A 19688-nucleotide genomic window follows, 5' to 3' on the forward strand; every position below is an offset into this window, starting at 1 on the left:
AATGACGGCGATCCCATAGACGACCTTCTCCCCGGCAACTGGCAAGATACCAATGCCGCCGAAACAAGGTTCGAAATGAGTTACATCCCGCAAGCCGCCTGATACGTGCCAGTGAAAATGCGCTTACTATGACGGGAACCTTCGTCAAGGCGGGGCAGCGCATTGCCGGCGCGCTGCTAGGCGAGGATCGCAAGGCGTGGCTGCCGCATATGGCGCTGTGGCTGGCGCTCGTGGGCGGGGCGGTGGCGGGCGCGGCGATGCAGACGCTCTATGGCGCGGCGGCTTTGTGGTGCGCGGCGGCGGTGGCGGCGGGCTGCTGCCTTGCGGCGGGGCCGCTCGATGATGCGGCGACAGCGCGTTCCGCCGAATAGAGTGCCGGGCGCGCTACACAGCTTTACTAGGGTTTTAAGCATTTTCCGCTATCAGCCACGCCATGCGAGACGAAACGGCTGTGGGCGATTCGCCGGTGCGCCAGAGCAAGGGGCGCTTGATCGAGCTTGATGCCTTGCGTGGCATTGGGGCGATCACGGTCGTGCTGTTTCACCTCACCACCCGCTTTCCTCAGGTATTTCCGGGCGTTGACCATGTGCCCTTCTCATTCTGGGCCGGGGAATATCGGGTGCTGCTGTTCTTCGCGATCTCCGGTTTCGCGATCTTCTTTACGCTGGAGCGGGTCGGCACTGTTGCCGATTTCGCGGTGAACCGATTCTCGCGCCTGTTCCCTGCCTATTGGGCGACACTGCCCATCGTGCTGGCGTTCGTCTGGCTGGGGGATGTCGAGCGGCTGCAGATATCGCCGATGGCGGCGCTGGCCAACATCACGATGTTGCAGGGCTTCCTCTATCTGCCCGCGATAGACGGCGCATACTGGACGCTGACGGTGGAGCTGGGTTTTTACGCCAGCATGACGGGGCTTTGGCTGTTCCTTGGCAAGAAATTCGACCATCTGGAGCTGATGATGCTCCCGTGGCTGGCGCTCAAAGGGCTGATGTTCCTGTGGGAGGGGATGCCCTCGCGCATCGCGATGCTGCTGGTGCTTCAGTTCGTGCCCTATTTCATCATCGGCATGCTGTTTTACCGCATCTGGTCTGGCCAGCGCAGGTGGTTTCAGCAGCTACCCTATTTTGCCGCTGCGCTGCTGACGCTGTTGCTGACGGACCAGCGCGACATGTTCCTCGCCGCATGTGCGCTCGTCATCACCTTTGCGGCGACACTGGGCGGGGCGCTGCGCTTCCTCAATGTGCGGCCGATCCTGTGGTTCGGCGCGATCAGCTATCCGCTCTATCTCGTGCATGAGAATATCGGCTTCGTCATCCTGCTGAAGGCCCAGGCTGCCGGGCTTGATCACTGGAGCGCGCTGGCGCTGGCGCTGGGCGTTATCGTGCCGATCGCCGCTGCATTGCATTACCGGGTGGAGCTGCCCGCGACACGATGGATCAGCGCGCGCTGGAAGGCGCATCGTGCGGCGCGCGCTGTGGCGGGTGCGGAGGCGCTGAGCGCCCGGTAGATCAGGCTCTGGCGGAGAGCGGCAGGCGGGGTATATCGCCCCGGTGGCCGCGCTGATAGGCAACATCTTTTATCATCGCGATCAGTTCTGCGGCCTGAGTGACCATCCGTGATTTGTTGAAGCATCCGGCGGCGCCCTTGGCCTCGGCCTCCACGCGCATGGGGTCCCCCTCGCGCATCAGTGATGACAGCATGATGACCGGGCGCGGCTCTTCTTTCATGATGCGTTCCAGCACAGCCATGCCATCCATGCCGGGCATGGCGACATCCAGTGTAATCACATCGGGGTCGGTTTCGCGAATCAGGTGAAATGTCTCCTCGGCGTCGCTGGCGATACCGACAATGCGCAGACTCTTGTCCTGCTCCAGCAAAACTTCGAGCATGGCGCGGATTGTGACGGAATCATCGACGACAAGGATTGTTGTTAGATTCATGAATGTCTGTCTCCGTCGCCTCTGCTGACCCTTTATTGGAGTGCGACACTGTCATTTTCCGATATTTTGGTTAAGTGAAGGTGAACGCTGCCTGTTGCTTGACAGGGATTAACCGAGTCGATAAGGGCATCCGCTTCCGATACATGAGAGGACGGCGGCGCAGCAAAGAGCGCAGGCCGTGCTTTTGGTGTCCCGGATTGTCGTCGTTGCGCCCTTTTCTGTCAAACAGGCATGTCGCGCAACTTGAAGCTTTGAGATGGAGCGCTCGCCAGGCGCCCCGTGGAGCAGGAGAACAATTTTTATGGCACGTATTGCGGGCGTCAACATCCCGACGAACAAGCGCGTTATCATCGCGCTCACCTATATTCACGGCATTGGCCGCAAGACCGCGGTAGACATCGCAACCAAGCTCGGCATCGACGAGAGCCGCCGCGTGCAGGATCTTTCGGACGCCGAAGTGCTCCAGATCCGCGAAGCGATCGACGCGAGCTACACGGTGGAGGGCGATCTGCGCCGCACCACCGCGATGAACATCAAGCGCCTGATGGACCTCGCCTGCTATCGCGGCCTGCGTCATCGCAAGGGGCTGCCGGTTCGCGGACAGCGCACGCATACCAATGCGCGCACCCGCAAGGGCAAGGCCAAGCCGATCGCGGGCAAGAAGAAATAAGAAAAAGTCCGGGGACTTTTTCGATTTCTTCTCCGCCGGATGGCGCAAGCCTTGGGCACTCCATCCGCCAACCAGTTTTCTGAAGTAGGATAAAGAATATGGCACGGGAACCTCAGCGCATCAAACGTCGTGAGCGCAAGAACATCTCGGCCGGCGTCGCGCATGTGAACGCCAGCTTCAACAACACCATGATCACCATCACCGATGCGCAGGGCAACGCGATCAGCTGGTCGTCCGCGGGCATGATGGGCTTCAAGGGCAGCCGCAAATCCACTCCTTATGCCGCGCAGGTCTGCGCCGAGGATGCGGGCCGCAAGGCTGCCGAGCATGGCGTGCGCACGCTTGAGGTTGAGGTCAAGGGGCCGGGTTCGGGTCGCGAATCCGCTCTCCGCGCGCTTCAGGCCGTGGGCTTTACCATCACGTCGATCCGCGATGTGACGCCGATTCCGCACAACGGCGTGCGGCCATCCAAGCGTCGTCGCGTCTAACAGAACCTCCCGTCAGGGCGGCGGACGCGCCGCTCTCGCTTTTGCACCGGCCGGGGTTCTCTTCTTCACTGAAGGCAGAGCTCCCGCCTCATTCCCAGGGGAAATACATGACTGTCAACATGAAGAACTGGCAGGAATTGAAGAAGCCCAGCAGCCTGGAGATCAAGTCCTCCGGCGATGGCCGTCGCAAGGCGACCTTCGTCGCAGAGCCGCTTGAGCGCGGCTTTGGCTTGACACTCGGCAACGCGCTACGGCGTGTGCTGCTGTCCTCGCTTCAGGGTGCGGCTGTCACCTCGATCAAGATCGAGAACGTGTTGCACGAGTTCTCCAGCCTCGCGGGCGTCCGTGAGGACGTGACCGACATCGTCCTCAACGTGAAGCAGATCGCGCTGCGCATGGAAGGCGAGGGGCCAAAGCGGCTTCAGCTTTCCGTCACCGGCCCAGCCGATGTGAAGGCAGGCGATATCGCGGTATCGGGTGACATCGAGGTGATGAACCCCGATCTCGTCATTTGCCACCTCGATCAGGGCGCCTCGCTCAACATGGAACTGATCGCGGATGTCGGCAAGGGCTATGTCCCCGCCGTTTCCAACCGCCCGGCCGATGCGCCGATCGGCCTGATCCCGGTCGATGCGCTCTATTCGCCGGTGCGGCAGGTGGCCTACAAGGTCGAGCCGACCCGCGTGGGCCAGGAGCTGGACTTCGACAAGCTCAGCCTCACGGTCGAGACTGATGGCACCGTCAGCCCCGAAGACGCCGTGGCCTATGCCGCGCGCATCCTGCAGGATCAACTTCAGCTCTTCGTCCACTTCGAGGACGCGCTGGCCGCGCCTGCGCCGGTTGCGATGGCTGGCGCCGCTTCTTCGGGCGGCGAGAGCGATGGCAATGCCAACACCATCAACCGCTACCTCCTCAAGAAGGTGGACGAGCTGGAGCTTTCAGTCCGTTCGGCCAACTGCCTCAAGAACGACAACATCATCTACATCGGCGATCTGGTTCAGAAGACCGAGGCGGAGATGCTGCGCACGCCGAACTTCGGTCGCAAGTCCTTGAACGAGATCAAGGAAGTGCTCTCCTCTATGGGTCTGCGCCTCGGCATGGATATCCCCGGCTGGCCGCCTGAGAATATCGAGGAAATGGCCAAGAAGCTTGAGCAGGAGCTTATGGGCTAAGATGTGTCGGGCCAAAGTGGTACTTTGGCCCGGTTCAAAGGGAATGGTCGACTTCCCCAAATGTCACCGGGTCTGGACTACCTGATACGGGTCCATAACGAACGAAGGAATGAACAATGCGTCACAAGGTAGGACATCGTAAGCTGCAGCGCGCATCGGGCCATCGCACGGCCCTGCTGCGCAACCTCGCGGCCTCGCTGATCAAGCATGAGCAGATCACCACCGGTATCGCGAAGGCCCGCGAGCTGCGCCCCTATGTCGAGAAGCTGATCACGCTCGCGAAGCGCGGCGGCCTCTCCAACCGTCGTCTCGCCCACGCCCGTCTTCAGGACGACGCGCAGCTCTCCAAGCTGTTCGAGGTGCTGGCCGAGCGCTATAAGGGCCGCAACGGCGGATATACCCGCATCATCAAGGCAGGCTATCGCGCATCCGACGCCGCGCCGATCGCGATCATCGAACTGGTTGACCGCGATATGGATGCCAAGGGGCAGGATAGCGGCCCGGTACAGACCGCCGATATGGACGAGATGGAAGCGGCGTAAGCTTTCCGCTCGTTACTGAGCTTCACGAACGGGTCGTCGGCTGCCAAGCTGGCGGCCCGTTTTGCATATGTGCATTGGGCCGGGGCTGGACAGGCGCGGCGGCCCGCCGTATCGGCACCCTATGACAGGCCAGCACCACGAATCCATCCTCATCGTCGACTTTGGCAGCCAGGTGACGCAGCTTATCGCGCGCCGCGTGCGCGAGGCTGGCGTCTACTCCGAAATCGCCCCATTCACGCAGGCAGAGGCGGCGTTCGAGCGAATGAAGCCCAAGGGCATCATCCTTTCCGGCTCCCCGGCAGGCGTGCCGGAGGAAGGCAGCCCGCGCGCGCCGCAGATGCTGTTTGAGGCGGGCATCCCGATCCTTGGCATCTGTTACGGCCAGCAGGTGATGTCGCATCAGCTCGGTGGAGAGGTGCGGCCCGGCCATGAAACCGGCGAGGGTGGCGAATTCGGGCGCGCCTTCCTGACCGTGACAGAGCCGTGTGTGCTGTTTGACGGGCTGTGGAATGTTGGCGAGCGGCATCAGGTGTGGATGAGCCATGGCGACAAGGTCACGAAATTCGCGCCCGGCTTTCGCATCGTGGCGATCTCCGATGGTGCGCCCTTTGCGGTGATCGCGGATGATGAACGCCGTTTTTACGGCACCCAGTTTCACCCCGAAGTGGTGCATACGCCCGATGGCGGCAAGCTGATCGCCAATTTCGTGCGCCATGTCTGCGGCTGTGCGGGGGACTGGACGATGGCGGAGTTCCGCGCCACCAAGATTGCCGAGATCCGCGCGCAGGTGGGGCAGGGCAGGGTGATTTGCGGCCTGTCTGGCGGGGTAGATAGCGCGGTAGCGGCGGTGTTGATTCATGAGGCGATCGGGGATCAGCTCACCTGCGTCTTCGTCGATCATGGCCTGATGCGGATGAACGAGGCCGATCAGGTCGTTAGCCTGTTTCGCCAGCATTATGGCATCAACCTGGTTCATGTGGATGCGTCTGAAACCTTCCTCGGTGGCCTCGCGGGCGTCACGGACCCGGAAGCCAAGCGCAAGTTCATCGGCAAGGCGTTCATTGACCTGTTCGAAGAGGAAGCGCGCAAGGTCGGCGGCGCGGATTTCCTTGCGCAGGGTACGCTCTACCCCGATGTGATCGAGAGCGTCAGCTTCACCGGCGGGCCGAGCGTGACGATCAAGAGCCACCATAATGTCGGCGGCCTGCCAGAGCGCATGAACATGAAGCTGGTCGAGCCGCTGCGCGAGCTGTTCAAGGATGAAGTCCGCGTGCTGGGCCGCGAACTGGGCCTGCCGGAGATTTTCGTCGGGCGGCATCCGTTCCCCGGCCCCGGCCTCGCCATCCGCATTCCCGGCGAAGTGACGGAGGAACGGTGCGACATATTGCGCAAGGCAGACGCGATCTATTTGGAGGAAATCCGCAATGCGGGCCTCTATGACGCGATCTGGCAGGCGTTCGCCGTTCTGCTCCCCGTGCGCACCGTCGGCGTTATGGGCGATTATCGCACCTATGACAGCGTCTGCGCGCTGCGCGCCGTGACCAGTACAGACGGCATGACGGCGGATATCTATCCTTTCGACGCGGCCTTCCTCAGCCGGGTCGCCACCCGCATCATCAACGAGGTGAAGGGCATCAACCGCGTGGTCTATGATTATACGTCGAAACCGCCGGGCACGATCGAGTGGGAATGATGCCATCTCGTCAAATTGCTCCGGCGCAATAGTGTATTATATAGCCGTGCGATGTTGACCAACCCCTCCTCCCTCTCCGAAGCGGACGCCGCCAACCGCCTGATGCGGCTTGCGAAGGAGATCGCGAAGCACAACCGCCTTTACCATGCCAACGATGCGCCGGAGATTTCCGACGCGGACTATGACGCGCTGGTGCGGGAAAACAACGCGCTGGAGGCTGCCTTCCCGCACCTTATCCGCGCGGATAGCCCCAATGCTCAGGTCGGCGCGTCGGTGGAAAGCTCGCCGCTCGCCAAGGTCGCGCATGAAAAGCGGATGATGAGCCTCGACAACGCCTTTGCCGACGAGGACGTGGCGGAGTTCATCGCGCGCATCCGCCGCTATCTCGCGCTGGGCGAAGACACGCCGGTGGCGATGACGGCGGAGGACAAGATCGACGGGCTGTCTCTCTCCATCCGCTATGAGGACGGGCGGCTGGTGCGCGCGGCGACGCGGGGTGACGGGCAGGTGGGCGAGGACGTGACCGCCAATGTGCGCACCATCACCGACATTCCGCAGCAATTGCCTGCCCAAGCGCCCGCGATCTTCGAGGTGCGCGGCGAGGTCTATATGGCGAAGGCCGATTTCACGGCTTTGAACGAGCGGCAGGCAGCGGCGGGCGAGAAGATCTTCGCCAATCCGCGCAACGCGGCGGCGGGGTCGCTGAGGCAGAAGGACGCAAGCGTCACCGCCGCACGGCCGCTGCGCTTCCTCGCGCATGGCTGGGGCGTGGCGAGCGCGCTGCCGGGCGATACGCAGACGCAAGTGATGCAGGCGATCCATGACTGGGGCTTTCCGCTGTCCGAACATTTCGTGCGGCTGGAGGGGGCGGAGGCGCTGCTCGGCCATTATCGCGCGATTGAGCGGCTGCGCGCCGACATGCCCTATGACATTGACGGCGTGGTCTATAAGGTCGACCGGCTGGACTGGCAGGAGCGGCTGGGCTTTGTCGCCAAGGCGCCGCGCTGGGCGATTGCGCACAAATTCCCCGCTGAAAAGGCGCAGACGACCCTCGAAGCCATCGACATTCAGGTGGGCCGCACCGGCAAGCTGACCCCCGTAGGCCGCCTGACGCCGGTGACGGTGGGCGGCGTCGTCGTCTCCAACGTGACGCTGCACAACCGGGATGAGATCGCGCGGCTCGGCGTGCGGCCGGGCGACCGCGTGGTGGTGCAGCGCGCGGGCGATGTGATCCCGCAGATCGTCGAGAATCTGACGCGCGACGAAGCGCGAGATGCCTACCCCTTCCCCGATCATTGCCCGGTCTGCGGCTCCGAGGCGGTGGCGGAGGAAGGCGAGGTCGATGTGCGCTGCACCGGCGGGCTCATCTGCGGCGCGCAGCGGATCGAGCGGCTGAAGCATTTCGTGTCGCGCGGCGCGCTCGATATCGAGGGGCTGGGCGAGAAAAGCATCCAGGAGTTTTTTGACCTCGGCTGGCTGGAGCATGGCCCGCCGGACATCTTCCGGCTGAAGGCGCACCGGGCGGAGCTGCTGGGGCGCGAGGGCTGGAAGGAGAAGTCGGTCGATAATCTGCTCGGCGCCATCGAGGCGAAGCGCCAGCCAGACGCAGCGCGGCTGCTGTTCGGGCTGGGCATCCGCCACATCGGCGCGGTGACGGCGCGGGACTTACTGAAGCGCTTCGAGACGCTGCCGCATTTGCGCGAGGTGGCGGAGCGGGCGCTGGACGATGAGGCGGCGCGGGCGGAACTTACCAGCATCGAAGGCATCGGGCCTGCGGTCGCCAAGGCGCTGGGCGATTTTTTCCACGAGGCGCATAATCGCGATGTGTGGGATGATCTGCTGAGCGAAGTTGAGCCGCCGCCCTATGTCGTAGAGACGCTGCAAAGCCCCGTTTCCGGCCAGACGATCGTGTTCACCGGCAAGCTCGAAACCATGAGTCGCGATGAGGCGAAGGCGCAGGCGGAGCGGCTGGGCGCGCGCGCGGCGGGATCGGTCAGCGCGTCGACCAACCTCGTCGTGGCCGGGCCGGGTGCGGGATCGAAGCTCAAGAAAGCGGCGGAGCTGGGCATCCGCGTGATCGACGAGGCGGAGTGGGCGGAGATTGTCAGGGCGGCGGGGTAGGGCTTTACCCCAGATCGAGCTTCCATTCCCAGCGCAGCGGATCGCCGTCCATCACCTCTACGCCCTGAGCGCCAAGCGCATCGCGGATAGCGTCTGACGTGGCGAAGTCCTTGGCGGCACGGGCCTGCGCGCGGCGGTCCAGTTCGGCTTCGATTTCGCTTTCCGTGAGGGTGGCGGATTTGGGGCGGATACGCAGATCGGTTCGTTGAAGTCCCAGTAAATTGAGGCCAAGAACCTCGTCGATTGTAGCAACTAGATGCCACCTGAGCGAGTTTTCGATACCCTTGTCGGACAAAACCTCTTCAATGAGTGGGAGGCATTTAGCGGTATTTAGATCATCGCTAATCGCCTCTTCAAAGTCCCGCAGAACTCCGGTTATATCGGCATCTTTACGCTGCTCTAAAGGTATGGGCAGAAATTGCTTTGGCGGATCGACCGCCTCTCCAATTTCTTCGTATTCTTGCCAAAGCCTCACAGCGACAACTTTTTGCATCCGCTTCAACCGGGTCAGCGCCGCCGCCAGGTTGTCCCAGCTGAACTCCAGCTCGCTGCGATAGTGCGCCTGCAGGCACAGCATGCGGTAGGCGAGCGGGTGAAAGCCCCGGTCAATGATGGTCTGCAGCCGAAGAAACTCGCCGGACGACTTGCTCATTTTCCCCGTGCGGTCGATCAGGAAGTTGTTGTGCATCCAGATGCGCGCGCCGCTGTGCTCCGCGCAATCGAGCGACCCGCAGCCGGTGATCGCCTGATTCTGCGCGATTTCGTTGGGGTGGTGGATTTCGCGGTGGTCGATGCCGCCGGTGTGAATGTCAAACGGCAGGCCGAGCAGTTCGCGGCTCATCACGCTGCACTCAAGGTGCCAGCCCGGCGCGCCTTTGCCCCAGGGCGAGTCCCACTCCATCTGGCGCTTTTCGCCCGGCGGTGTTTTGCGCCAGATCGCGAAATCGGCTGCATGGCGCTTGCCCTCGACCGCCTCGATCCGGCCTTCCCCCTCCTCGGTCGCGGCGCGGGCCAGCCGCCCATAGTCCGCCACGGTTGAGGTGTCGAAATAGAGGCCGCTTTCCAGCTCGTAGCAGTGTTTTTCCGCAATCGACTTCGCGAAATCGATCATCTGCGGCACATAGTTGGTCGCGATCGACCAGTGCGCAGGCTGGCGGATATTGAGCGCCTTCACGTCCGCCCAATAGGCCTCTGTATAATGCTGCGCGATATCCCAGATCGATTGCGCCTTGGCGGCCGCCATCTTCTCCATCTTGTCCTCGCCCGCATCGGCATCGTCGGTGAGGTGGCCGACATCGGTGATGTTGATGATGTGGCGAAGCTGATAGCCCTTGAAGCTCAGCACCCGGCCCAGCGTATCGGCAAACACATAGGCGCGCATATTGCCTATATGGGGGTAGTTATAGACCGTCGGCCCGCAGGTATAGACGCGCGCCTCGCCCGCATGGACAGGCACAAACTCCTCGATCTGGCGGGTTAGGCTGTTGAACAGGCGCAGGGGGGATGATGTATCGGCAGTCATGGCCCGCACATGCGGCGCTTTGCAGGCAAGGTCAACGCCCTTCAAAAGCCGATGAAGCGCACCTGCTCATCGAGCGGCACCCGCTCACGCGGGAAAGCGTTGATGGGCGCTTGCGCGTCGCGATAGCCGATTGCCATGCCGCAAAAGAAGATGTGGGTCTCATCGGAAACGCCGATAAAGTCCTTGATGAGCCGCGCATGTTGCCACAGATATTCCTGCGGGCAGCTATCCAGCCCTTCCTCGCGCAACAACAGCATGATCGTTTGCAGCCACATGCCGACATCGGACCATTGCGGCGGCCCCATGAAGCGCGGAAAATAGCAGAGCAAGACGGCGGGCGCATGAAAGGAGACGATATTATCCGCCACAAAGGCGCGGCGGGCGTCCTTGTTTTCGCGCGTGATGCCCATGGCACCATACATGTCCTCGCTCACCGCGAACAGGCGCGCCTTGTGCGCGGGCGAGATATTGGGGCCGGACCAGTCGTACTCCGGTGGGTCTTGCGGAGCAGAGGCCATCATTTTTGCTTGCAGCGCCTTCAAAGGTTCGCCGGTCAGGATACTCGCTTCCCACGGTTGGAAATTGCACCCCGAAGGCGCAAACCGCGCCTTATCCATCACGCGCGTCAGCACATCCAACGCCACCGACTTGTCTAGAAAGGCGCGGACAGAGCGGCGGCTGGCTACGGCATCACTTACACTCATTGTCATAGTTCAATCCTCATCAAACAAACCCGCGAGCTGCTCCACCATCGTGCCGCCCAGCTGCTCGGCGTCCATGATCGTCACCGCGCGCTTGTAATAGCGGGTTACGTCATGGCCGATGCCGATGGCGACGAGCTGCACCGGAGAGCGCGTCTCGATCCACTCGATCACCTGCCGCAGATGGCGCTCCAGATAGACGCCGCTGTTGACCGAAAGGGTCGAGTCATCGACCGGCGCGCCGTCAGAGATCACCATGAGGATGCGGCGCTCCTCCGGGCGGTTGACCAAGCGGCTGTGCGCCCAGAGCAGCGCCTCGCCGTCGATATTCTCCTTCAATAGCCCCTCGCGCATCATCAGCCCCAGCGAGGTGCGCGCCCGCCGCCAAGGCTCGTCCGCCTTCTTATAGACGATATGGCGCAGATCATTGAGGCGGCCGGGGAGCTGCGGGCGCCCGGCGGCGAGCCAATCCTCACGGCTCAGCCCGCCCTTCCACGCGCGCGTGGTGAAGCCCAGTATCTCGGTCTTGACGCCACAGCGCTCCAGCGTGCGCGCCATGATGTCTGCGCTGATCGCCGCGATGCTGATCGGCCGGCCACGCATGGAACCTGAATTATCGATCAGCAGCGTGACGACGGTGTCGCGAAATTCGGTGTCGCGCTCCACCTTGTAGGACAGCGAGTGCGTCGGGTCGATAACGATGCGCGCGAGGCGGGCGGCATCGAGCATCCCCTCCTCCTGATCGAACTCCCAGCTACGCGACTGTTGCGCCATCAGGCGCCGCTGGAGGCGGTTCGCAAGCTTGGTAACGACGCCCTGCAGGCTCGCCATCTGTTGATCGAGGAAGCCGCGCAGGCGCACCAGCTCGTCCGCGTCGCACAGGTCCGTTGCGGCGACCACCTCGTCATGCGCGGTGGTGAACGCTTTATAGTCAAAGCCGGGCGGCAGATCCGACATCGGGCGGTTGGGCCGCACCGGCAGCATGCCTTCATCCCCCATGCCGTCCGCATCGTCATCGCTCAACGAATCGATGTCGTCGCTATATTCGGCCTCGCCGTCTTCGCTCTCGCCCTCGGACTGTTCGCCGCGCGCTTCAGTGGTAGCGTCGCTGTCGCCGGGCTGTTCCTCGCCTTCGTCGCCTTCCTGGCTGTCGTCCTCCTCGGCGGAATCCTGATCGTCCTCGCCGCTCTCGTCGGTCGGCTCTTGCGGGTCGCTCGATTCGACCAGCGAGAGATGTTCCAGCAGGCTAGAGGTGAGCTGCTGGAAGGCGTGCTGATCGTCGAGCGCGAGCGGCAGGGCATCGAGATCGCTGCCCGCCTTCTCCTCGATCCATTCGCGCACCAGCTCCACGCCCGCGCGCGCGGCCTCAGGCGGAGCATCTCCGGTAAGGCGCTCGCGCATCATCAGCGCGACGGCGGTGGAGAGCGGCACTTCATCTGCGTTGCGCGCGCGCGTGATGGCATCAGATTTCAGGCGCAGGTCCAGCGCATGAGAGAGGTTGTCGCGCACGCCTGCCATGCTGCGCGCGCCCAGCGCCTCTACCCGCGCCTGCTCGGCGGCGTCATAGACGGCGCGTGCAACCGCATCCGCCGGCGCGTGCCGGTTATGGAGCGCGACATTGTGGTGGCGCAGCTTGAGCGCGCTCGCGTCCGCGAATCCCCGCGCAAGCGCCACCTGATCACGCGGCAGAGCGCGGCCCGGCGCAGGGACCTTGATCGCCTTGCCCGCCAGATGCGGGCTATCCGCCGTGAAGCCGACCTCCGCCTCCGAGTCGCGCGCAATTGCGCGGGCGGTGCCGGAAAGAATCGCCTTGAAGGCATCGAGCGGAGTTTGGGCAGCCATGCAATTGGGCTGCGCGAGGCGAAGCGGCAAGTCAAGCCCTGGCTCGTTTCAGGACAGGGGCGTGTATGGCTTTCGCGCTGCGGCCCGAACTTGTCTCAAAATGAAACAGAATGAACTCCAGCCTGTCTCGGAATGGATCAAAGCACCGGCTCAGACAAACGTGGTTAACGGCATGTAATGATTGCGTTTATTCTGTTAGACATGCACTCATAACCACAGAGACAGGTATGAACATGCGCAAGCTTTTGATCAGCACCGCCCTTACCGGGGCCTTCTTCATGGCTCCCTCGGCACAGGCCGTAACGGTCCTGCCCGCCTGCTCCATGACAGACATTAACGCGACTCCGGCGCTTTCCAGCCAGAGTTGTTCGGGTTTCTATCAGGGCAACCTGCTCAATCAGGCCAGCAAAAGCACTCTTGTGCCGATCCTCAACGGTCTGTTGGGCAGTACGACCTTCAGTGTCTCGACCTTCCAATTTGGGTCGTTCACGACGAACTCGAACCTCAACGGGGCCAAGAGCGTGGATTTCTCCGCTCTGCCCTTCAGCACCAAGCTCAATGGCATGACCCTGATCGGCATCCATTACGGTGCTGGCAAGGGCTCGCCCAGCGACGTCGCGGGTAACACGCGCAGCGACAAGAGCGATTCGACCGCATTCTATTATTTCGACGCAGGCACTAACCTCGACAAGATCAACCTCAACTTCGGTGCCAGCTCGACACTGACCCTGTTCTCGACTGGAACGGCGGGCGCCGTGCCGGAACCGGCGACCTGGGCGCTGATGATCCTCGGTTTTGGCGGCATCGGCGCGGCGATGCGCCGTGGCAAGGCCAAGGTGCGGGTCGGCTACGCGATGGTCTGAGCGACCTTTTCACAGCAGATAGAGTTGGCGGCTGCTTCCATGGGAGGCTGCCGCCTTTTTATGTGGGGACAGCGGCTATAACGACGCGCGCTGACGGGCTGGCTGTGGGGTTCAAGCCTTCCCCACAATGCTTTCCGGCAGGTCTTTCCCAAACACGCGCTGATAATATTCCGCCACCAGCGCGCGCTCCGCCTCATCGCACTTGTTGAGGAACGAGAGCCGGAAGGCGAAGCCGACATCCTTGAAAATCAGCGCGTTCTGTGCCCAGCTGATCACGGTGCGCGGAGACATCACGGTCGAGATATCGCCGTTGATGAAGCCCTGCCGCGTCAGTTCTGCGACCTTGATCATGTTCTCGACCTCTTTACGGCCGCCCGCATGATCATATTCGCCGGATTTTGCGAGGACGACCTGCGCCTCCACCTCGGCGGGCAGATAATTGAGCGCCACGACGAGATTCCAGCGGTCCATCTGGCCCTGGTTGATCTGCTGCGTGCCGTGATAGAGGCCCGACGTATCGCCCAACCCCACCGTATTGGCGGTGGCGAACAGGCGGAACCATGGGTTCGGGCGGATGACGCGGTTCTGATCGAGCAGGGTCATCTTGCCGTCCGTCTCCAGCACACGCTGGATCACGAACATCACGTCAGGCCGCCCCGCGTCATATTCATCGAACACCAACGCCACCGGCCGCTGCAACGCCCAGGGGAGCAGGCCCTCGCGAAACTCCGTCACCTGCTGGCCGTCCTTCAGCACGATCGCGTCACGCCCGACCAGATCGATACGGCTGATATGCGCATCGAGGTTGATGCGGATGCACGGCCAGTTGAGGCGCGCTGCAACCTGTTCGATATGCGTCGATTTGCCGGTGCCGTGATAGCCCTGAACCATGACGCGGCGATTGAACGCAAAGCCCGCGAGGATGGCGAGCGTGGTGTCGGCATCGAACACATAGGCCGGGTCAAGATCGGGCACGCGCTCGTCTGCCTCGGAGAAGGCGGGCACCATCATGTCGACATCGACGCCGAACAGCTCGCGCGCGCTCACCTGTTTGTCCGGCGCTTCCATCAGCGTTTCGCTGCGCATATCGGGGTTGGCGTTGGGTATGTCGGTCATCAGTCGGCCTTGAAGCATTGAAACAGGGGTGACTCACGCAAAAGCGGGAGCCTTTCGCAGGTGCGTATAGGCGGCGATCACATCCTGCAACGCCTTTTCGTGGGATCGGTCCCCGCCATTGTGATCCGGGTGATAGCGGCGGACCAGCGCGGCGTAGCGGGTGCGCAGCGCCTTGCGGTCCGCGTCTGTGCCCAGCTCCATCACGCGCAGCGCCTTGCGGTCTTCCGGGGACAGCGGCTTGCCGTCCTGCCGGGAGGCCATCTCGGCGCGCATCGCGTCCATCTTTTGCCGATAGCCCGCACCGATGGCGTCCAGCGGATCGGTGAAGTCCGCCCATTTCGGCCCCGGCGGATGGGCGTTGGACGAGAAGGCGCGCGTCTCGCGCTCCCACCCCGCATAAGGCCGCTGGGCAGCAGCGATTTCATCTGCGGACATGCCGGAGAAGAAATTATACCCCGCATTAAACTCGCGCACATGATCGAGGCAGAGCCAGCGCCATTGCGGCGGGCGGTCTGCGGGCGCATCAAGATCGCGCGCGGCAGGCGCGCGGAACTCACCGGGATAGGGGCAGCCTTCCACGGCGCAATGCTGCGCTGCGCCCTCCACCCGACCATGAAAACGGGTGCTGCGGCGCGGCGGATCGGTTTCGGCAGGCAAGTTGAGGCTATCCCGGCAGGTGCAAAACGCCTATATAGGGCGGATGGATAGCCAAGCGAAAGGCCCGGTCGCCACAGAAATTGAGTCGCGCCTGCGTCTGGCGCTCAATCCGTCGCATCTCCTCATTATCAACGACAGTGAGAAGCATCGCGGCCATGCCGGGCACGATGCCTCTGGCGAGAGCCATTTCACGGTGGAGCTGGTGTCGACAGCGTTCATCGGCGCGAACCGGGTGGCGCGGCAGCGGCTGGTGAACGATGCGTTGCGGGAGCTGCTGGTGGACAAGATTCACGCGCTGTCGATCCGCGCGCTGGCGCCGGGGGAATGACTTCTCCGCCATCAGGCCCGGTCCTTGAGACTCTGATCCCGTCGAGCCACGATCTGGGCGATTTCACCGTGCGCCGGTCCCTGCCCGCGAAGGCGCGCACGATGGTCGGCCCGTTCGTGTTTTATGACGAAGCTGGCCCGGCGACGCTCGCGCCGTCAAAGGGCATTGATGTTCGGCCGCACCCGCATATCGGCCTCGCCACCGTCACCTATATGCTGAAGGGCGCGTTCGTGCACCGCGATTCGCTGGGCAGCACGCAGCTGATTGAGCCCGGCGCCATCAACCTGATGACCGCAGGGCGCGGGATCGTCCATTCCGAGCGGTCCCCCGATGACGCGCGCGCCGCGGGCGGAGACCTGTGGGCGATCCAGACATGGCTCGCCCTGCCCGATGGGCAGGAGGAGCGGGACCCCGCCTTCGAGCATGTTCCGCAAACCCGCCTGCCGGTGATTGCCGGTGATGGAGCGCAGGCGCGGATCATAATGGGTACGCTCTGGGGCGAGACAGCGCCTGTCACCACCTATGCAGGCACCATCTATGCGGATATCGCGCTGGAGCCGGGTGGGGCCATCCCGATCGACGCGCTGGCGGACGAGCGGGCGCTGTATGTGCTGAGTGGGGACGCGAGCCTGAACGGAGACGCGCTTGCGCCCGGTGCACTGCATGTGCTCCGTCCGGGCGTCGCGGCGACGCTGCGGTCTCAATACGGAGCGCGCGTGATGCTGTGCGGAGGCGAGGCCTTTGCCACGCCCCGCCATGTGTGGTGGAATTTCGTTTCGTCATCCAAGGATCGCATCGTTCAGGCGCGCCAGGATTGGGAGGCGATGCGCTTCCCCCTGATACCTGACGATAATCTGGAGTATATCCCGCTGCCGCATGGCCGCCCCAAGACCGTCAGCTATCCCTGAGCGCATATTCTGTTTCTGTGCCGTTTCGGGCAAGTAAAACCCCTGCTATCCGCCCCCGACTCTTTTTCTACTTTGCGGCTTTTGTGCGACTGTCGTAGGAAGTGACGCATTATGGCCCCTCCAGGGGTGCAGAGGATATCCGAACCTATGGCCAGCGCCGCTGAAATCTTGACCCCACGCGCAACCGAGGGGGCTCTTTCTCCCGAATCCGTCGTTGTCCGTTTTGCAGGTGACAGTGGCGATGGCATGCAGCTTACCGGCGGTCAGTTCACGCTGTCGACGGCATTGGCGGGCAATGACCTCGCCACCTTCCCCGATTTCCCGGCCGAGATTCGCGCGCCGCAAGGCACTTTGTTCGGCGTCTCGGCTTTCCAGATCAACTTCGGTTCGTCCGACATCACCACCGCGGGCGATGCGCCCGATGTGCTGGTGGCGATGAACCCGGCGGCATTGAAGACCAACGTCAAGGATTTGAAGCCGGGCGGCCTCATCATCGCCGACACCGGCGAGTTCACAAAGCGGAACCTTGAGAAGGCAAAATATGAGGTAAGCCCGCTGGAGGATGGCTCGCTTGGCCAATGGCGGGTGCTGTCGTTCGATATTTCCCAACTCACGATGGACAGCGTGAAGCCCTTCGGCCTTGGCAACAAGGAGGCGCTGCGCTGCAAGAATATGTGGACGCTGGGCCTCGCGCTGTGGATGTTTGACCGCAGCCGGGAACCGATCATCGCGTGGCTGAAGGCCAAGTTCGCGAAGGCGCCTGAGCTGGCGGAGGCCAACATCGCCGCGCTCAATGCAGGCCATGCCTATGGCGAGACGGCGGAGATCGGCGCGGAGGGCATAACCCTGCCGCAATACAGCCTCGCCGCCGCGCCGCAGCCGCAGGGGCTATATCGCACCATCACCGGCGCCGACTCTATCGCCTATGGCCTTGTCGCGGGTGCGCAGCTTGCTCAGCTTCCTATGTTTTATGGCGGCTACCCCATCACCCCGGCGTCGGCGGTGCTTCATTCGCTGTCAAAGCTGAAGGAGTTTGGCGTCACCACCTTTCAGGCGGAAGACGAGATCGCCGCGATCGCCTCGGCCATCGGCGCAAGCTATGCGGGGCAGCTGGGCGTAACCTGCTCGTCCGGCCCCGGCATCGCCTTGAAGGGCGAGGCGATGGGTCTTGCGATCATGACCGAGCTGCCGCTTGTCATCGTCAACGTCCAGCGCGGCGGGCCATCGACCGGCCTGCCCACCAAGACCGAGCAGTCGGACCTTTATCAGGCGGTCTATGGCCGTAATGGCGACGCGCCGCTGCCCGTGATCGCCGCGCGCTCGCCCGCCGACGCATTCGAGTGCGCGATAGAGGCATGCCGCATTGCCACGCAATATATGACGCCGGTTATCCTGCTGTCTGATGGCTATATCGCCAACGCTGCTGAGCCATGGAAGGTGCCGGACGTGAGCAGCTTCGCGCCGTTCCCGGTCGCGTTTATGGAACAGGCGCAGGAAGGCGGGCTGATGCCTTACGCGCGGGACGAAAAGCTGAAGCGCCCGTGGATCAAGCCCGGCACCCCTGGCCTGATGCACCGCATCGGCGGCATCGAGAAGGCGCAGAACAGCGGCCATATCGACTATTCACCCGCCAACCATCAGGCGATGACCGACATTCGTCGCAACAAGGTGGCCGGCGTAGCGAACAGCATCCCCGATCAGACGGTCGAGCAGGGTGCGGCCGGCGGCAAGCTCGCCGTCGTCGGATGGGGCAGCACGTTCGGGCCGATCCATCAGGCCGTGAAGCGCGCGCGCGCCAAGGGGCAGGATGTGAGCCACATCCACATCCGCCACATCTGGCCGATGCCCAATAATCTGGGCGATCTGCTCAAGAGCTATGACAAGATATTGGTGCCGGAGATGAACACCGGGCAGTTGAAGACCGTGCTGCGCGATCAGTATCTGGTCGATGCCCGGCCATTGAACAAAACCTCCGGCCAGCCCTTCCGCATCGCGGAGATCGAAGCCGCCATCGAGGAGCTTCTCAAGTGAACGACATGACCCCTCCGCAGAAGATGACCGCCAAGGATTGGGAGACCGATCAGGAAGTACGCTGGTGCCCTGGTTGCGGTGATTACGCGATCCTGAAAGCCGTGCAGCGCACGCTGCCGGAGATCGGCGCGCGCCCGGAGAATACCGTGTTCGTCTCCGGCATCGGCTGTTCCTCGCGCTTCCCTTATTATGTTGAGAGCTATGGCTTTCACACTATCCACGGCCGCGCGCCTGCGGTGGCGACGGGCGTCAAGCTCGCCAACCCGGAGCTGGACGTGTGGATCATCACCGGCGATGGCGATGCGCTGTCCATCGGCGGCAACCACACGATGCATGTGCTGCGCCGTAACCTGAATTGCCAGATCCTCCTCTTCAACAACGAGATCTATGGCCTCACCAAGGGGCAATATTCGCCCACCAGCCGTGAGGGCACAAAGTCGCCCTCCACGCCCTATGGCTCGGTCGATCATCCCGCCAAGCCCGCCGCGTTCGCGCTGGGCGCGGGTGCGCGCTTCGTGGCGCGCGGGTTCGATGTGTCGAAGAACCTGCCCGATGTGCTGAAGGCCGCCTATGCCCACAAGGGCGCGGCGTTCGTCGAGATTTTCCAGAACTGCATCGTCTATAACAAGGACGTGTTCGAGGATTTCGCCGCCCCCAAGGGCGCGGAGGACCGCCAGCTCTGGCTGAAGGACGGCGAGCCGATGCTGTTCGGGTCGGACAAGACCGGCGGCGTCAAGGGCATCGCGCTAGACCGCGAGAACCTGTGCCTCAAGGTCGTCGATGTCTTGGACGGAGACTGGCAGGCGGCGGGCGTGATCGTGCACGATGTGCGCAACCGCTCGATCGCGCATATGCTGGTCGAGATGCCCTTCGGCGCCTTCCCGATGGCGCTGGGCGTGCTGTATGATGACCCCGCGCCGAGCTTTGAGGAAGGCGTGATCGCGCAAAACGAAGCCGCCGCCAAGGGCAAGACGCCCGACCTGCAAAAGCTGCTCTCGTTGGGCCAGACCTGGGTGGTCGGCCCGGAAACTGAAGCGGCGGACGCAGGCAGCGCGGGCAGCGGGCACGAACTGTAACGGCCCGGCGTCCATCTG

Annotated in this window: 19 protein-coding genes; 13 read left to right on the forward strand and 6 right to left on the reverse strand. The window is 63.0% G+C overall.

The annotated features are described in order from the left end of the window. Nucleotides 1-128: 128 nt before the first annotated feature. Together EQG66_RS10535 and EQG66_RS10540 are read left to right on the forward strand one after the other, a co-directional pair. Nucleotides 129-371 (forward strand): DUF1275 family protein, encoded by a 243-nt coding sequence (locus tag EQG66_RS10535; RefSeq protein WP_245988031.1) that lies wholly within the window; start codon nucleotides 129-131, stop codon nucleotides 369-371. A 62-nt stretch (nucleotides 372-433) separates the two neighbouring features. Continuing rightward, a complete protein-coding gene (locus EQG66_RS10540) occupies nucleotides 434-1507 on the forward strand; it encodes an acyltransferase family protein (RefSeq protein ID WP_129404556.1) in 1074 nt (357 codons plus the stop codon). 1 nt (nucleotide 1508) lies between these two features. Here EQG66_RS10540 and EQG66_RS10545 read toward each other — a convergent pair whose 3' ends face one another. Further along, nucleotides 1509-1940, reverse strand: a complete 432-nt coding sequence (locus EQG66_RS10545; RefSeq protein WP_129404557.1) for a response regulator — start codon at nucleotides 1938-1940, stop codon at nucleotides 1509-1511. Nucleotides 1941-2241: 301 nt separating this feature from the next. On the opposite strand from EQG66_RS10545, the gene rpsM reads away from it, so the two are divergent. The 6 genes from rpsM (at nucleotide 2242) to ligA (ending at nucleotide 8626) form a co-directional block, all read left to right on the forward strand. Continuing rightward, entirely contained in the window at nucleotides 2242-2610 is a 369-nt protein-coding gene (rpsM, locus tag EQG66_RS10550; protein ID WP_129404558.1) for a 30S ribosomal protein S13, read from the forward strand. Nucleotides 2611-2708: 98 nt separating this feature from the next. Then, nucleotides 2709-3098 carry a 30S ribosomal protein S11 gene (gene rpsK, locus EQG66_RS10555; RefSeq protein WP_129404559.1) on the forward strand — a complete coding sequence of 130 codons (390 nt, stop codon included), beginning with the start codon at nucleotides 2709-2711 and terminating at the stop codon, nucleotides 3096-3098. Nucleotides 3099-3205: 107 nt separating this feature from the next. Beyond that, complete coding sequence (locus EQG66_RS10560; RefSeq protein WP_129404560.1) at nucleotides 3206-4270, forward strand: DNA-directed RNA polymerase subunit alpha; 1065 nt, start codon at nucleotides 3206-3208, stop codon at nucleotides 4268-4270. A gap of 116 nt (nucleotides 4271-4386) precedes the next feature. Next, nucleotides 4387-4812, forward strand: a complete 426-nt coding sequence (gene rplQ, locus EQG66_RS10565) for a 50S ribosomal protein L17 (RefSeq protein ID WP_129404561.1) — start codon at nucleotides 4387-4389, stop codon at nucleotides 4810-4812. A gap of 121 nt (nucleotides 4813-4933) precedes the next feature. Continuing rightward, nucleotides 4934-6505 (forward strand): glutamine-hydrolyzing GMP synthase, encoded by a 1572-nt coding sequence (gene guaA, locus EQG66_RS10570; RefSeq protein ID WP_129404562.1) that lies wholly within the window; start codon nucleotides 4934-4936, stop codon nucleotides 6503-6505. Between the two features lie 54 nt (nucleotides 6506-6559). Then, entirely contained in the window at nucleotides 6560-8626 is a 2067-nt protein-coding gene (gene ligA / locus EQG66_RS10575; protein ID WP_129404638.1) for an NAD-dependent DNA ligase LigA, read from the forward strand. A 4-nt stretch (nucleotides 8627-8630) separates the two neighbouring features. On the opposite strand, the gene cysS is transcribed toward ligA, so the two are convergent. From cysS to cobT, 3 genes are read right to left on the reverse strand one after another with little or no spacing between them, the layout of a single operon-like run. Beyond that, complete coding sequence (gene cysS / locus EQG66_RS10580; protein WP_129404563.1) at nucleotides 8631-10148, reverse strand: cysteine--tRNA ligase; 1518 nt, start codon at nucleotides 10146-10148, stop codon at nucleotides 8631-8633. Nucleotides 10149-10189: 41 nt separating this feature from the next. Further along, nucleotides 10190-10852 (reverse strand): nitroreductase, encoded by a 663-nt coding sequence (locus EQG66_RS10585; RefSeq protein ID WP_129404639.1) that lies wholly within the window; start codon nucleotides 10850-10852, stop codon nucleotides 10190-10192. A 9-nt stretch (nucleotides 10853-10861) separates the two neighbouring features. Beyond that, nucleotides 10862-12691 carry a cobaltochelatase subunit CobT gene (gene cobT / locus EQG66_RS10590; RefSeq protein WP_129404564.1) on the reverse strand — a complete coding sequence of 610 codons (1830 nt, stop codon included), beginning with the start codon at nucleotides 12689-12691 and terminating at the stop codon, nucleotides 10862-10864. Between the two features lie 233 nt (nucleotides 12692-12924). On the opposite strand from cobT, the gene EQG66_RS15595 reads away from it, so the two are divergent. Continuing rightward, nucleotides 12925-13554, forward strand: a complete 630-nt coding sequence (locus EQG66_RS15595) for a PEPxxWA-CTERM sorting domain-containing protein (protein WP_245988032.1) — start codon at nucleotides 12925-12927, stop codon at nucleotides 13552-13554. A gap of 111 nt (nucleotides 13555-13665) precedes the next feature. On the opposite strand, the gene cobS is transcribed toward EQG66_RS15595, so the two are convergent. Continuing rightward, complete coding sequence (gene cobS, locus EQG66_RS10600) at nucleotides 13666-14670, reverse strand: cobaltochelatase subunit CobS (protein ID WP_129404565.1); 1005 nt, start codon at nucleotides 14668-14670, stop codon at nucleotides 13666-13668. A 33-nt stretch (nucleotides 14671-14703) separates the two neighbouring features. After that, nucleotides 14704-15327 carry a J domain-containing protein gene (locus EQG66_RS10605; protein ID WP_129404566.1) on the reverse strand — a complete coding sequence of 208 codons (624 nt, stop codon included), beginning with the start codon at nucleotides 15325-15327 and terminating at the stop codon, nucleotides 14704-14706. 43 nt (nucleotides 15328-15370) lie between these two features. On the opposite strand from EQG66_RS10605, the gene EQG66_RS10610 reads away from it, so the two are divergent. The 4 genes from EQG66_RS10610 (at nucleotide 15371) to EQG66_RS10625 (ending at nucleotide 19670) form a co-directional block, all read left to right on the forward strand. Then, entirely contained in the window at nucleotides 15371-15655 is a 285-nt protein-coding gene (locus EQG66_RS10610; RefSeq protein ID WP_129404640.1) for a BolA family protein, read from the forward strand. Further along, the gene (locus EQG66_RS10615) at nucleotides 15652-16563 is read left to right on the forward strand and encodes a pirin family protein (RefSeq protein ID WP_129404567.1); all 912 of its coding nucleotides are present in this window, start codon (nucleotides 15652-15654) and stop codon (nucleotides 16561-16563) included. Before EQG66_RS10610 ends, EQG66_RS10615 begins: the two co-directional genes overlap by 4 nt. 147 nt (nucleotides 16564-16710) lie before the next feature. Further along, nucleotides 16711-18594: a 2-oxoacid:acceptor oxidoreductase subunit alpha gene (locus EQG66_RS10620; protein ID WP_129404568.1), complete on the forward strand. Its 1884-nt coding sequence runs from the start codon at nucleotides 16711-16713 to the stop codon at nucleotides 18592-18594. 5 nt (nucleotides 18595-18599) lie between these two features. Further along, complete coding sequence (locus tag EQG66_RS10625; protein WP_129404641.1) at nucleotides 18600-19670, forward strand: 2-oxoacid:ferredoxin oxidoreductase subunit beta; 1071 nt, start codon at nucleotides 18600-18602, stop codon at nucleotides 19668-19670. The last annotated feature ends 18 nt before the right edge of the window (nucleotides 19671-19688 follow it).

The organism is Sphingobium fluviale (genome assembly GCF_004122115.1).
Taxonomy (GTDB): Bacteria; Pseudomonadota; Alphaproteobacteria; order Sphingomonadales; family Sphingomonadaceae; genus Sphingobium; species Sphingobium fluviale.

Coding starts and splice junctions, on each gene's coding strand:
- EQG66_RS10535 (WP_245988031.1), top strand. CDS start 129: ATGACGGGAACCTTCGTCAAGGCGGGGCAGCGCATTGCCGGCGCGCTG.
- EQG66_RS10540 (WP_129404556.1), top strand. CDS start 434: ATGCGAGACGAAACGGCTGTGGGCGATTCGCCGGTGCGCCAGAGCAAG.
- EQG66_RS10545 (WP_129404557.1), bottom strand. CDS start 1,940: ATGAATCTAACAACAATCCTTGTCGTCGATGATTCCGTCACAATCCGC.
- rpsM (WP_129404558.1), top strand. CDS start 2,242: ATGGCACGTATTGCGGGCGTCAACATCCCGACGAACAAGCGCGTTATC.
- rpsK (WP_129404559.1), top strand. CDS start 2,709: ATGGCACGGGAACCTCAGCGCATCAAACGTCGTGAGCGCAAGAACATC.
- EQG66_RS10560 (WP_129404560.1), top strand. CDS start 3,206: ATGACTGTCAACATGAAGAACTGGCAGGAATTGAAGAAGCCCAGCAGC.
- rplQ (WP_129404561.1), top strand. CDS start 4,387: ATGCGTCACAAGGTAGGACATCGTAAGCTGCAGCGCGCATCGGGCCAT.
- guaA (WP_129404562.1), top strand. CDS start 4,934: ATGACAGGCCAGCACCACGAATCCATCCTCATCGTCGACTTTGGCAGC.
- cysS (WP_129404563.1), bottom strand. CDS start 10,148: ATGACTGCCGATACATCATCCCCCCTGCGCCTGTTCAACAGCCTAACC.
- EQG66_RS10585 (WP_129404639.1), bottom strand. CDS start 10,852: ATGAGTGTAAGTGATGCCGTAGCCAGCCGCCGCTCTGTCCGCGCCTTT.
- cobT (WP_129404564.1), bottom strand. CDS start 12,691: ATGGCTGCCCAAACTCCGCTCGATGCCTTCAAGGCGATTCTTTCCGGC.
- EQG66_RS15595 (WP_245988032.1), top strand. CDS start 12,925: ATGCGCAAGCTTTTGATCAGCACCGCCCTTACCGGGGCCTTCTTCATG.
- cobS (WP_129404565.1), bottom strand. CDS start 14,670: ATGACCGACATACCCAACGCCAACCCCGATATGCGCAGCGAAACGCTG.
- EQG66_RS10610 (WP_129404640.1), top strand. CDS start 15,371: ATGGATAGCCAAGCGAAAGGCCCGGTCGCCACAGAAATTGAGTCGCGC.
- EQG66_RS10615 (WP_129404567.1), top strand. CDS start 15,652: ATGACTTCTCCGCCATCAGGCCCGGTCCTTGAGACTCTGATCCCGTCG.
- EQG66_RS10620 (WP_129404568.1), top strand. CDS start 16,711: ATGGCCAGCGCCGCTGAAATCTTGACCCCACGCGCAACCGAGGGGGCT.
- EQG66_RS10625 (WP_129404641.1), top strand. CDS start 18,600: ATGACCCCTCCGCAGAAGATGACCGCCAAGGATTGGGAGACCGATCAG.